Source organism: Leucobacter rhizosphaerae, assembly GCF_022919175.1.
Lineage (GTDB): Bacteria > Actinomycetota > Actinomycetes > Actinomycetales > Microbacteriaceae > Leucobacter > Leucobacter rhizosphaerae.
In genome coordinates, this window is the sequence record NZ_CP095043.1 from 2,855,106 (window position 1) to 2,867,170 (window position 12,065).

General features: G+C 69.3%; 11 protein-coding genes and 1 tRNA gene. 11 read left to right on the forward strand and 1 reads right to left on the reverse strand.

Annotated features, from left to right (window positions below):
• Nucleotides 1–114: 114 nt before the first annotated feature.
• From MUN76_RS13130 to MUN76_RS13140, 3 genes are all read left to right on the forward strand, one after another.
• Nucleotides 115–831, forward strand: a complete 717-nt coding sequence (locus MUN76_RS13130) for an NlpC/P60 family protein (protein ID WP_244685260.1) — start codon at nt 115–117, stop codon at nt 829–831.
• 283 nt (nt 832–1,114) lie between these two features.
• Nucleotides 1,115–1,187: transfer RNA gene (locus MUN76_RS13135), tRNA-Arg, on the forward strand.
• Nucleotides 1,188–1,538: 351 nt separating this feature from the next.
• Nucleotides 1,539–2,696, forward strand: a complete 1,158-nt coding sequence (locus tag MUN76_RS13140; protein ID WP_244685262.1) for an AI-2E family transporter — start codon at nt 1,539–1,541, stop codon at nt 2,694–2,696.
• A gap of 43 nt (nt 2,697–2,739) precedes the next feature.
• Here the strand turns inward: MUN76_RS13140 and MUN76_RS13145 are convergent, their stop codons facing one another.
• Nucleotides 2,740–3,324, reverse strand: a complete 585-nt coding sequence (locus tag MUN76_RS13145; protein ID WP_244685264.1) for a hypothetical protein — start codon at nt 3,322–3,324, stop codon at nt 2,740–2,742.
• An 82-nt stretch (nt 3,325–3,406) separates the two neighbouring features.
• Between MUN76_RS13145 and MUN76_RS13150 the strand changes: the two genes are divergently transcribed.
• The 8 genes from MUN76_RS13150 to MUN76_RS13185 all read left to right on the forward strand — a co-directional run bounded on the left by MUN76_RS13150 (nt 3,407) and on the right by MUN76_RS13185 (nt 11,951).
• Nucleotides 3,407–4,114: a CYTH domain-containing protein gene (locus MUN76_RS13150; protein ID WP_244685265.1), complete on the forward strand. Its 708-nt coding sequence runs from the start codon at nt 3,407–3,409 to the stop codon at nt 4,112–4,114.
• Nucleotides 4,111–4,329: an HPP family protein gene (locus MUN76_RS13155; protein WP_244685267.1), complete on the forward strand. Its 219-nt coding sequence runs from the start codon at nt 4,111–4,113 to the stop codon at nt 4,327–4,329. The genes MUN76_RS13150 and MUN76_RS13155 overlap by 4 nt, the downstream gene beginning before the upstream one ends.
• A gap of 184 nt (nt 4,330–4,513) precedes the next feature.
• The gene (locus MUN76_RS13160; RefSeq protein ID WP_244685269.1) at nt 4,514–5,935 is read left to right on the forward strand and encodes an NAD(P)/FAD-dependent oxidoreductase; all 1,422 of its coding nucleotides are present in this window, start codon (nt 4,514–4,516) and stop codon (nt 5,933–5,935) included.
• A complete protein-coding gene (locus tag MUN76_RS13165; protein ID WP_244685271.1) occupies nt 5,932–6,213 on the forward strand; it encodes a hypothetical protein in 282 nt (93 codons plus the stop codon). Before MUN76_RS13160 ends, MUN76_RS13165 begins: the two co-directional genes overlap by 4 nt.
• Entirely contained in the window at nt 6,213–6,290 is a 78-nt protein-coding gene (locus tag MUN76_RS13170; RefSeq protein WP_244688789.1) for a hypothetical protein, read from the forward strand. The genes MUN76_RS13165 and MUN76_RS13170 overlap by 1 nt, the downstream gene beginning before the upstream one ends.
• Nucleotides 6,291–6,517: 227 nt before the next feature.
• Nucleotides 6,518–7,858: a uracil-xanthine permease family protein gene (locus MUN76_RS13175; RefSeq protein ID WP_244685273.1), complete on the forward strand. Its 1,341-nt coding sequence runs from the start codon at nt 6,518–6,520 to the stop codon at nt 7,856–7,858.
• Nucleotides 7,859–7,905: 47 nt separating this feature from the next.
• A complete protein-coding gene (locus tag MUN76_RS13180) occupies nt 7,906–11,748 on the forward strand; it encodes an AAA family ATPase (protein WP_244685274.1) in 3,843 nt (1,280 codons plus the stop codon).
• On the forward strand, nt 11,745–11,951 hold the full coding sequence (locus MUN76_RS13185; protein ID WP_244685276.1) for a hypothetical protein: 207 nt from the start codon (nt 11,745–11,747) through the stop codon (nt 11,949–11,951). Before MUN76_RS13180 ends, MUN76_RS13185 begins: the two co-directional genes overlap by 4 nt.
• The last annotated feature ends 114 nt before the right edge of the window (nt 11,952–12,065 follow it).

Consider the following 12,065-nt stretch of genomic DNA (forward strand, 5'->3'; position numbering starts at 1 on the left):
CGTGACCTGAGCGTGACATTCTCGTGATCTTCGGTTACCCTTGAACGGTCGCGGCTCACACGGGCCGTTCTTCTTGATATTCCAGAGAACGAAAACGTAAGGCAGATTATTCTCGTGACTCAGATCCTTAGCACCGAAGTTGTGGTTTCGGCTCGCTCCTCGAAGCCCGCCTCGGTGAAGGCGAAGCGCTTTGCCCAGATGGCCGGCGCAGCAGCGCTCAGCCTCGGCATGGTGGGCACGTTCGCGCTCCCCGCCTACGCCACCACCCCCGACTCCTCGGATGTTCCCGACGGCTTCAAGACCTCGCAGAGCATCCAGACCGCCGAGTACTCCGCTGAGGGCTCGGTCGTCGCCGCCGTCGAGGGCAGCGAAGACTCCGCGGTCGCCGCTGAGGCTGCTGCCGAGGCGAAGGCTGCAGAGGACGCGAAGGCCGCTGCCGAGGCGCAGCAGGCCCAGGCAGCCACGACGTCGGCCGCCCACTCGGGCGTCGACATCCCCGCCGGCTCCGGCGGCGCGGGCATCGCCAACGCAGCGCTCGCGCAGCTCGGCGTGAACCAGGATTGCACCGCCCTCGTCGAGAAGTCGCTCCGCGCGGTCGGGATCCCCGCCGGTGACCTCGGCACCCAGGTCGGCGAGTACACCGCCCTCGGCGGATACATCGTCACCGACGGCGCCTATGCTCCCGGCGACATCCTGGTCTTCCCCGGCCAGCACGTCGGCGTCTACATCGGCAACGGCCAGGCGGTCCACGGCGGCTGGGGTGGCACCACCCGCATCGGCCCGATCGCTCCCGGTGGCGAGAGCGGTCTGACGGTCGTTCGCTTCGGCTAAGCGGCTCAGTTTTACAACACCCGGCTCGTTCGCGAGCCGGGTGTTGTGCTGTGTGGGGTGTGCCGACTGCGAGCGGTCACGACTGGCGGGGGTCACTCATGTCGGAGATCTCAATGCACGAGGAGGCATTCGGGGCTTTTCATCCGTCATGGGTGAGATCTCCTGCGGGTGTGGCGGCTTCGAGGTGAGGCCGGTGGGCGCGGGTTCCGCGGACGTGGGTTCGGCGAACGTGCCCTGATAGACTCGGTCACTGGTGTCATCGTCCGAGTTGATGCCGATATCTGCCTTGGTAGCTCAGTGGATAGAGCACTTCTCTCCTAAAGAAGGTGTCGGAGGTTCGATTCCTCTCCAGGGCACAGAACTCAGGGAAATGCCGATTTCTCGGCATTTCGTTTTGTGCCCCGAGGCCGTCTCGGCCTCGGTTGTGCTCAGGGAAATGCCGATTTCTCGGCATTTCGTTTTGTGCCCCGAGGCCGTCTCGGCCTCGGTTGTGCTCAGGGAAATGCCGATTTCTCGGCATTTCGTTTTGTGCCCCGAGGCCGTCTCGGCCTCGGTTGTGCTCAGGGAAATGCCGATTTCTCGGCTTTTCGTTTTGTGCTCCGAGGCCGTCTCGGCCTCGGTTGAATGTCCCGCCCCCCGCAACCAGGTTGACCTGCGCCGCAGAAGGTGGTCGACTGAGGCGTTGGCAATGAGAGTGGGGTCGCCGCATGCGACGGAACAGTAGTACACGCACATCGGCACCATCCGACGCGGGATCCGGGTCGGGCACGATCCCGCCCCTCTTGGCGACCGCGGGCCGGCTCAACCCGTTCACGTTCGGGCTCCTCGGGGCGCTCGGCGTGCTCGTCGCGCTCCTCATCGGTTCCATGGTGCACCAGCTCGCGACGGTGCTGGTCTATGTCGGCGTCGCACTCTTCCTCTCGCTGGGGCTCGACCCGATCGTCTCCTTCATCGAGAAGAAACTCCCGCGGGCCGCTGCCGTCACCATCGTGGTGGTGGTCGTCATCCTTGCCTTCGCCGGCGTCGTGCTGGCCATCGTGCCGATCCTGATCGAGCAAGTGCGCAAGCTCATCGAGAGCGCCCCCAAGATGGTCGAGGACATCATGGCGAGCGACTTCTACACGCAGCTCACCGATCAGTTCGGCTCGAACTTCGAGGAAGCCGCCAAGGGAGTCCTCACCTTCCTGCAGGATCCCGGCAACATCGGTCAGATCGGCGGCGGGCTGGTCGCCGTCGGCGCGGGCATCGCGGGCGGCATCACGGGTATCACCATCGTGCTGATCCTCACCCTGTACTTCATGGCGTCGCTCCGCGGTATGAAGCGCCTCGCGACCCGCTTCGTCCCCGCTTACCAGCGTCCGCGCTTCAGCGAACTGCTCGAGGATGTCTCGGGCGCCGTCGGCCGGTACGTGATCGGTCAGGTCAGCCTCGCACTCATCAATGGCATCCTCAGCCTCATCTTCCTCAGTATCATCGGAGCACCGCTCCCTGCGCTGCTCGCGCTGATCGCGTTCATCGGCTCGCTGATTCCGCTCGTCGGTACCCTCACCGGCTCGATCATCATCTCGCTCACGTGCCTCATCGAATCGCCGACCACCGCGCTCATCGCGGCGATCTACTACCTCGTCTACATGCAGATCGAGGCCTACGTGATCAGCCCGCGGATCATGAGCCGCGCGGTCGCGGTGCCCGGCGCGATCGTCGTCATCGCGGCGGTCGGTGGTGGCGCGCTGGGCGGGATCCTCGGCGCGCTGGTCGCGATCCCGGTTGCGGCGAGTGTGATCATCATCGTGCAGAAGGTCGTGTTCCCCGCACAGGACCGGAAGACCGAGGCGCCCGCCGAAGCGGCGCCGCCAGCCGCGTAGCGCGCGGCGATGTCGGTCCGCCGCGCCGCTCAGCTCGTGCTGCTCAGCTCGCGCCGAGCGGCGGATCCACGAGCAGCCCGACGCGGTCCGCGAGAAACGACTCCAGTGTGGGTGCGCCGTCGAGGCTGGCCCCCGGCCGCCAGCGGACCCGCAGGGCCCCCTCGCTGATCCCGACGGGACCGTCGGCGTCGTACGGACCGGCCTCAGCGACAAGCGGGGTCGGGATCGGGATGGGCACCGCGTCGTAGTTCACGGCCGTGCCGATCGGGTAGCCCCCGCGAAGCGCCGCGGCCGCGATCTCGCGCCGCTCCTCCCGGGAGACCGACTGGTACCCCGGGCGCCCCCGTTCCGCCGAGCGGGTCGCGTGCCCCGCCGCGTAGAGGTTCCCCTCGGTGTCGAGGAGCAGCGAGCCGAGTCTCCACACCTCACCGATCGGGCGCATGGTCGCGGGGCGGGTGCGCAGAAACGCCTTGCGGGGCGCGACGTACTCGGCGAGGGCCTCGGTCGGTACGTCAGCTCCGCGCAGTCGGGCGACCGCGGCGCGGCAGGCCGCGCGCGGCCCGTCCTCGGCGCCGAGGGCGTGCGGCTCGCCCCCGGTGCCGGATCCCGATCCCTGTCCCGTCGTCACCCGGTCAGTGTACCCAGCGCCGCCCGCGAGGCTCCGGAGGCGCTCGGGCCGGGGCCCGCCCGGCGCGTACACTGGCCGTGTGATGGCAGATACGGCGGTGGAATCGTTCGAGATCGAGCGGAAGTACGAGGTCGACCCCACGACCCCGCTTCCCGGGGCTGACGCGTTCGTGCGCGCCGGGTTCGCGGCGTCGGCACCGGTGGTCCACCATCTGCACGCCACCTATTTCGACACCCCGGGAGCGGACCTCGCCCGGAACCGGCTCGCCCTGCGCCGTCGCGTCGGCGGCAAGGACGCCGGCTGGCACCTCAAGCAGAAGGGCGCCGACGGCGCGCGCGAGCTGCTGTGGCCTGCCGCCGAGTCCATGCCCGAGGAGGTGATCGCCGAGGTCCGATCCCGGATCGGCGACGCGGTGACCGCACTCGCGCCCCTGGCCGAGCTGCGCACCGAGCGCACGGTGGTGGTGCTGCGGGACGACTCCGGCCGCGAACTGGTCGAGCTCGCAGACGACCGCGTGCGCGCGCTGGATCACCGGACCGGGCTCCACCGCGCGTGGCGCGAGTGGGAGGCCGAGGTGCTCGGCGAGGGCACCGGAGCGGTGCTCGCTCGAGTCGAACCGGTGCTGCGTGCGGCCGGGGCGGTGCCGTCGCCGAGCCCCGCGAAGATCGCGCGCGCGACTGGACAGCTCGTCGTCGCGGCTGAACGCTCTGGAGGGTCGCCTGAGGAGCTCGAAGCGCTGCGCGCGCTCGACGCGGCCGACCAGGAGGCTGCGCGTAGGCTGGTGCCATGAGTGCACAGCGCAGCGACGGCCGCAAGCCGTCTGGGGACCGGGGTGGTGAGCGGCCCTCCGCGGCCGCGCGACGGAAGCAGATCATCGTCGGCCTGGTGATGGGCGCCATCGTCGGGGTGGTGATCAGCGCGATCTCGCAGTTCTGGCTGTGGCTGCCCGCCGGGCTGGCGCTGGGGCTCGCGGTGGGCGTCATCATGAAGCCACCGAGCGAGTAGGGTCCGCTTCGGACGGAATCCGGTGCGCGGGGCGAGGATCCCGGATCCAGGATCCCGACCCCTGAGCCGCGAGTCGGTAACGACTCGACCGCGTCGCTGCCCGAATGTCATCGGCGTTGACATTTCCGTTTACATGGCGCCTCGAATGTGCGAAGATCGAAGCGACCCCACAGACGAGGACGCCATGGAACCCACCATTTTCGAAACCCACCGGCCCGCCGCGAAGATCATCGACGACTCGCTCCGCGACACCAAGCTGAGCTGCTTCTGGATTGACGACATCGCCGATTCGGTCGCACGGTACCCCGAGCTCGACGGCGACAAGCGCGTCGACGACGCGGTCGTGGGCGGCGGCTACGCCGGACTCTGGACCGCGATCAAGCTGAAGACGGAGCACCCCGAGCGTCGCGTGGTGCTCATCGAGGCGCAGCGGATCGGCTGGGCGGCGTCGGGCCGCAACGGCGGTTTCTGCGAGGCGAGCATCAGCCACGGCGAGCCCAACGCGGAGGCGCGCTGGCCCGAGGAGACCGGCACGCTGCGCCGGCTCGGGTACGAGAACCTCGATGCGATCGAGAAGTTCATCACCGAGCACGAGCTCGATGCCGACTTCGAGCGCAACGGGGCACTCTCGGTCGCGAATGAGGCCTACCAGGTCGAGTGGCTCGGGGAGAGCGAGGATCCGCACGTCGTGACCCTCGACGCGGCGGGGGCGCAGTCGCGCATCAACTCGCCCACGTTCCTCGGAGCCGACTTCTCGCCCTCGGAGAACGCGAACGTGCATCCGGCCAAGTTGGCCGCCGAACTGGCGCGGCACGCAGCCGAGATCGGCGTCGAGATCCACGAGCACTCGCCCGTGACCCGCCTCGACGGCTCGGCGGACGTGCCGATCCAGCTCACCACGGATCGCGGCACCGTCACCGCGGAGCGCGTCGCGCTGTGCACGAACGTGTTCCCATCGCTGCTCAAGCGCTACCGGTTCCACACGATCCCGGTCTACGACTACGTGCTGATGACCGAGCCGCTGACGGACGAGCAGCTCGCATCGATCGGGTGGGAGGGGCGCGAGGGCCTCTCCGATCTCGCGAATCAGTTCCACTACTCCCGGCTCACCAAGGACAACCGCATCCTCTGGGGCGGCTACGACGCGGTCTACCACACGGGTGGCCGCATCAAGCGCGAGTACGAGGACCGCATGGAGAGCCACCGCAAGCTGGCCAGCCACTTCTTCACAACGTTCCCGCAGCTCGCGGGCGTCAAGTTCACGCACCGCTGGGCCGGCGTCATCGACTCGAGCACCCGCTTCTGCGCGTTCTTCGGCCAGGCGCACGGCGGACGGGTCCAGTACGTCGCGGGGTTCACCGGCCTCGGCGTCGGCGCGACCCACTTCGCGGCGGACGTGATGGTGGACCGCTTCGAGGGCCGCGTCACCGAGCGCACCGAGCTCAAGATGGTCAAGGACATGCCGTTGCCCTTCCCGCCCGAGCCGGCCGCGAGCATCGGCGTCAACCTGTTCCGCTGGTCCTTCGACCGCGCGGACCACAACGGTGGCAAGCGCAACCTCTTCCTCAAGACCATGGACGCCGTCGGCTTCGGGTTCGACTCGTGAGCGAGCTGCTTCCTGAGGGGCGCAACGAACGGGTCGAGGGCACACGACTGCCGGTGGAGCTCGAGGCCGTGCCCGCCGAGGAGACCGTCGTGGGATCGCCGCGGCAGGGAGTCGCCGAGCTCGGGTCGATCGGCGGGGCCGAGGTCGGGATCTGGGAGCTGCGATCCGGGACCGTCACGGACACCGAGGTCGATGAGCTCTTTGTGGTGCTCTCGGGGGCGCGGTCGTCGAGTTCGTGGACGAGGATCGACGCGTCGAGGTCGGCCCGGGCGATGTGATGCGACTCGTCGCGGGATCCCGAACCCGGTGGATCGTCGAGGACCACATTCGCAAGGTCTACATCGCGGAGGCCTGATCCGGTCCCACCCACTTGAGTGTGAGCGATTCCTGGTGCAGAAACTCCCATTCCCACCAGAAATCGCTCACGCGAGGGGAGTCCCTGAGGGTCGCGAGCGGAGTGCCGCGGGGTCGCGCGAGGGGAGTGCCGCAGCGCCGCCCGGAGGGCACTAAGATAAGTGATCGGCCGCGCGCGATGCGCACGCTCGCGCCGCCGCACCGATCCCGAACGACAGAGGAGTCTCGATGGCCCTGCCCTGGAAGCTGCACGCGGACGGCACGACCGTCTCACCCGATGCCATCGTGCTTCCCGAGGAGCGCCTGAGCTGGCCCCGCACCATCGGGTTCGGCGCGCAGCACGTGGTCGCCATGTTCGGCGCCACCTTCCTCGTGCCGCTGCTCACGGGATTCAGCCCCACGGCGACCCTGTTCTTCTCGGGGCTCGGAACGCTACTGTTCCTCCTCATCACGGGCAACCGCCTGCCGAGCTACCTCGGCTCCTCGTTCGCGTTCATCGCCCCGATCATGGCGGCCAGTGCGGCCGGCCCCGAGGGCGACCTCGGTCGTGCCTCGTTCGGGATCCTGGCCATCGGCGTGCTCATGGCCATCGTCGGTATCGTGGTTCACCGCTTCGGCACGGGCTGGATCAACGCGCTCATGCCCCCGGTCGTCATGGGTGCCATCGTGGCCCTCATCGGCTTCAACCTCGCCCCGGCGGTGAAGAACAACTGGGACGCGACGGAGCGCTCGGGCATCGTGGCGCTCATCACGATCGCCGCCGTGGTCCTCATCACCGTGCTCTTCCGCGGGCTCATCGGCCGCCTGTCGATCGTGCTCGGCATGGTCGTCGGCTACGTCGCCGCGATCCCGCTCGGCGAGGTCAGCTTCGAGGAGTTCGAGCAGGCGCCGCTCTTCGGCCTCCCGGCGTTCCATGCCGTGGGCAACCCGTTCGCCGACCCCACGCTCTGGGGGTTGCTGCCCGCGTTCCTGCCGGTGGTGCTCGTGCTGATCGCCGAGAACGTCGGTCACGTCAAGAGCGTCGGTCTCATGGTCAACCGCGATCTCGACCCAGTCACCGGCCGTGCCCTCCTCGCCGACGGCGTCTCCACGATGCTCGCCGGCTTCGGCGGCGGATCCGGCACCACGACCTACGGCGAGAACATCGGCGTGATGGCCGCGACGCGCGTGTACTCGACCGCCGCGTACTGGGTGGCGGGCATCTTTGCGATCCTGCTCAGCTTCTCGCCCAAGATCGGAGCCCTCATCTTCTCGGTTCCCGCGGGTGTGCTCGCGGGCGTGACCGTGGCGCTGTACGGCCTCATCGGCCTGATCGGCGTGAAGATCTGGATGGACAACAAGGTCGACTTCTCGAAGCCGATCAATCAGTTCTCCGCGGCCATCCCGCTCATCGTGGGTATCGCCGACTTCACCCTGCAGTTCGGCTCCGTGGTCTTCAACGGCATCGCGCTCGGCACGATCTCCGCGGTCGTGGTCTACCACGTGATGCGCTCGCTCTCCCGCCTCCGCGGGGGCGAGATGGTCGTCGCGGATCCCGTCGTCACGGCGGGCCGCGAAACACCGCGCTGATTCCGGGGTTTCTCGGGCGCACCGCTTAGGGTGGCGGTGTGTGGAGTGTGGATCGGCGTAAGCGACCGGATGCCAAGGGTCGTGGCCAAAGCGATGCGAACAAGCCGGCAACCCGCACCGGCGATCCCGGTGCGGAGTCGAGTCGCGCCCAGCCGTTCGCGGACGGCTCCGTCGAGCACCCGCGGAGCGAGGGTGCGCTCGCGAAAGCGCCCGCACTCGAGGAGCCGCGCAGCGATGACGCGATCGCGGCCCAGCTGACCGGACCCGTCTCCCTCGTCGACAGCTACGCCGACGAGCACGCGGACTGGCGGCGCGAGCTCGCCGGCATCGGCGGTCGCAACCCGCTGCTCTACTTCGACGATCGCCCGGCGAACCGCATCGAGCTCTCCACGACCCACCCGGGTGGGCTCCCGCAGTTCATCACGGGCAACAAGATCCTCCTCTCCGCGCTGATCCGCGACGATCTCGCGCTCCGTCACGCGCGCGCGGCCGCGGGGCGCGTCACCGACAAGGCGATCGAGATGCGCACGGTGCGTGGGCTCGAGACCGTGAACCTCGGTGTCGGCATCGCGAAGTGGAGCTTCGAGGGTGAGGAGTTCTGCGCTCCGGTGCTGCTGCGCCCGCTCGCCATCCGGCGCTACGGCCGCGACTTCGAGCTGAAGCTCAAGCAGTTCCCGGTCGTGAACTCCGAGCTCATCCGCGTGCTGCGACAGCAGTTCGGGATCAGCCTCGACGCGCGCACGCTCATCGAGCTCTCGCAGTCCGAGGGCGTCTTCAAACCCCAGCCGGTCATCGATCGACTGCGGCAGATGGTCGTCGGCGTCCCCGGCTTCGTCGTGCAGCCGCGCCTCGTCGTCTCCTCGTTCCACAACGTCTCCCAGCAGATGGTCGCCGACGCGAAGGATCTGGACTCCCCGATCCTCGCGGCCGTCTGCGGCAGTGAGCCCGCGCGGCGCCAGCTCGAGGCGAACTACCGCCCGGTCAGCCCGACCCGACCCGACGATCGCGCCCCCGAGACGGACCGCTACCTCTACGACGCCGACGCCGAGCAGGACGACGTGCTGGCGCAGATCGATGCCGGTCACTCGATCGTCGTCCACACCCTGCCCGGCACGGGCGGCACGCAGACGGTCGTGAACGCACTCGGCAGCCTGGCGCGGTCGGGCAAGCGCGTGCTGGTGGTGTCGCCCCGGCGGGCCACGCTCGACGGCATCTCGCACCGCCTCGCGCGCGCCGGTCTGACGGGGCTCGCCGTCAACCCGCGCCGCCTGCGGCGCAATCTCGTCGAGTCGATCAGCCGCAACGAGAACGCGCGCCCCGAGCACCTCCGCGACGTCGACGAGGCGCTCGTCCGCCTGCGCGGTGTGCTGCTCGACTACCAGTCCGCGCTCTCCGAGTCGGACGCGCGCTTCGGTATCTCCCCGCTCGACGCGCTCCGCACCCTGACGCTCCTCGCGCTCAGCGACAACCCGCCGACCACCACGGTCCGCCTCGACGACCAGGCCCTCGGGCAGTTGACGCTCGACCGCACCTCCGTCGCCGAGGCGCTCACCGAGGTCGCCCGGCTGGGGCAGTTCCAGTACGGCCCCGAGGACTCCCCGTGGTACGGCGTGAACTTCACGAGCACCGAGGAGGCCCGCTCGGCGTACGGCCTCGCCGTGCAGCTCGCGGAGTCGCAGCTGCCGCGGCTCATCTCGATGGCCAACGAGGTCATCGGGCAGACCTCCATGCGCCCCTACGAGACGATCGCCGAGCTCGGGATCTTCCTGCGTCTGCTCATGGGGATCCGGGACACGCTCGACCGGTTCACCCCCGAGGTCTACGACCGCTCGCTCACCGAGGTCATCGCCGCCCACGCGCCTCGCGGTGGGGAGGACATGTCGTCGGCGAACAAGCGTCGCCTGCGCAAGCTCGCCCGCGAGTACGTGCGCCCCGGGGTGCACATCACCGACATGTACGCGCGCCTCGTGCAGATCCAGCAGCAGCGGGTGCTCTGGCAGCGCTACACCACCGTGGCCGGCACCCGGCCCGAGGTGCCGCTCGGGATCGCCGACGTGGTGGTCGCCTATCAGTCGGCCTACCAGGATCTCGACGAACTGGATCGGGTGCTCGGCGTCGTCGGCGACGCGGACCGCATGAAGAACCTGTCGCTCGGATCCCTCGCGGCCCGGGTCTCGGACCTCGCCCGCGAGTCGGAGGTGCTGCAGAACATCCAGGAGCGCACGACCATCGTCGAGCGCCTCCGCGCGTCGCACCTCGAACCGCTGCTCGACGATCTCTCGGCGCGACACGTGCCCGCCGGCGACGTGGCCGCGGAGCTCGAGCTCGCCTGGTGGCAGTCTGCGCTCGAGCGCATGCTGCAGACGAACCAGGCGCTCCTCAGCGCCAACACGAGTGTGATCGAGCGGCTCGAGGCCGACTTCCGACTCGTCGACGATGCGCACGCGGGTGCGAACGGCACGCTGCTCGCCTCGGCGCTCGCCGACGCCTGGCGGGTGTCGGTGCTCGACAACAAGCACGAGGCCCTCGCTCTGCGGGAGGCGCTCCGGAGCGGCTACGTCTCCGCCGGCGCTCTTGCGCACCACGCGCCGAATCTGCTGGGAGTGCTCGCCCCGGTGTGGACCATGTCGCCGTACGAGGTCGCCCAGCTGCCCGACACGATCCGCTTCGACACGGTGCTGCTCGTCGACGCCGGCGCCACGACACTGGTCGAGAACCTGGGCGCGATCCGTCGTGCCCGTCAGGTCGTCGCGTTCGGGGACACGATGACGCAGACGCCGTCGGCGTTCGAGATGTCGGTCGGCGCACCCAGCGACGAGGAGCCCGTCGACGCGGACGCGCTGCACGCCCGATCCGCCTTCGCGCAGCTCGGCGAGGTGCTGCCCACGCTCACCCTCACGCGCAGCTATCGCGCCGGCGGTGAGGATCTCACGAACCTCGTGAACTCGCGCTTCTACGACGGTGCGATCCAGTCCCTGCCCTGGGCCGGAAGCTTCCTCGGCCACTCGAGCCTCACTTACGAGTTCGTGCGCGGCGGCCAGGGGCTGCCGGACCAGCAGACGGGGGCCGTCGAGAGCACGGACGCCGAGGTCGATCGGGTCGTGCAGCTCGTGCTCGAGCACGCGAGCGACCGCAGCAGTGAGTCGCTGATGGTGATCACGGCGAGCGAGCGCCACGCGGTCCGCGTGTACCAGGCAGTGCTGCAGGCGTTCTCGAAGTTCCCGCAGTACCGCGAGTTCCTGCTCGGCGAGCGGGCGGAGCCGTTCGCGGTGCTGACGCTCGAGCAGGCGACGGCGCAGAGCCGCGACCGCGTCATCTTCTCGATCGGCTACGGGCGCACTCCGCACGGTCGTGTGCTGTCGAACTTCGGCTCGCTGGGCCAGCCGGGCGGCGAGCGACTGCTCGCGGTTGCCATGACCCGCGCTCGTCGTGCGATGACGATCGTGAGCTGCTTCAAGCCCGAAGACCTCGACACCGCTCGCATCAAGCACGGCGTCGTCGAGCTCGCGGAGCTGCTCGCGTTCGAGCACCCGGCGCCCGCGCCCCCGTCGCTGCCGGCCGAGCGCGATCCGATGCTCGGAGAGCTCGCGGATCGGCTCGAGTCTCTCGGACTCACCGTGGCCGTCGATTACCGTGGAGCGATCCCGATCGCGGCGTCCTTCGGTGAGCGGGCGATCGCCATCGACCTCGACCTCGGCGACGGCGGCGACAGTCTCCGCGACTCCCTCCGCCTGCGCCCCGCCGTGCTCCGTCGACTCGGATGGCACTACCACCGGGTGCAGAGCTTCGACCTGTTCGCGGATCCCGATGAGGTCGCGCGCCGGATCGCACGCATTCTCGGGGTCGAGTTCGCCGACGAGTCGGCTGACGCGGAGACGATCGCGCGATGACGGAGCGCCCGGCGCGCACCCCGCGGCGGGCGACACGACCCGCTCCGGAGGGGGTCGACCCCGCACCGTCGGAGCACACGCTCGGGTCCGCTGCCTCGGAGGATCGCCCCGAGTCGTGGGGCGACGGCCGAGGCGGGCGTCGTGCGGGCCAGAGCGAGACGGACGAGCAGCTGCGCCGCGACCGGCCCCCCCACTGGGGGTAGCAGGGGTGACTCGATCAGCGGGTGGTCGCGGTGTGTTGACGGCAGCGGGTCCGTGTCCGGCGTCGGTGATGCGACTCTGACGTCACCCAGCAGCAGAGATCTGCATTCCTGCTG

Bases quoted from the DNA above. Each gene is read 5' to 3' on its own strand.
- MUN76_RS13175 (WP_244685273.1), top strand. From the start codon at position 6,518: ATGGCCCTGCCCTGGAAGCTGCACGCGGACGGCACGACCGTCTCACCC.
- MUN76_RS13155 (WP_244685267.1), top strand. From the start codon at position 4,111: ATGAGTGCACAGCGCAGCGACGGCCGCAAGCCGTCTGGGGACCGGGGT.
- MUN76_RS13185 (WP_244685276.1), top strand. From the start codon at position 11,745: ATGACGGAGCGCCCGGCGCGCACCCCGCGGCGGGCGACACGACCCGCT.
- MUN76_RS13170 (WP_244688789.1), top strand. From the start codon at position 6,213: ATGCGACTCGTCGCGGGATCCCGAACCCGGTGGATCGTCGAGGACCAC.
- MUN76_RS13150 (WP_244685265.1), top strand. From the start codon at position 3,407: ATGGCAGATACGGCGGTGGAATCGTTCGAGATCGAGCGGAAGTACGAG.
- MUN76_RS13160 (WP_244685269.1), top strand. From the start codon at position 4,514: ATGGAACCCACCATTTTCGAAACCCACCGGCCCGCCGCGAAGATCATC.
- MUN76_RS13140 (WP_244685262.1), top strand. From the start codon at position 1,539: ATGCGACGGAACAGTAGTACACGCACATCGGCACCATCCGACGCGGGA.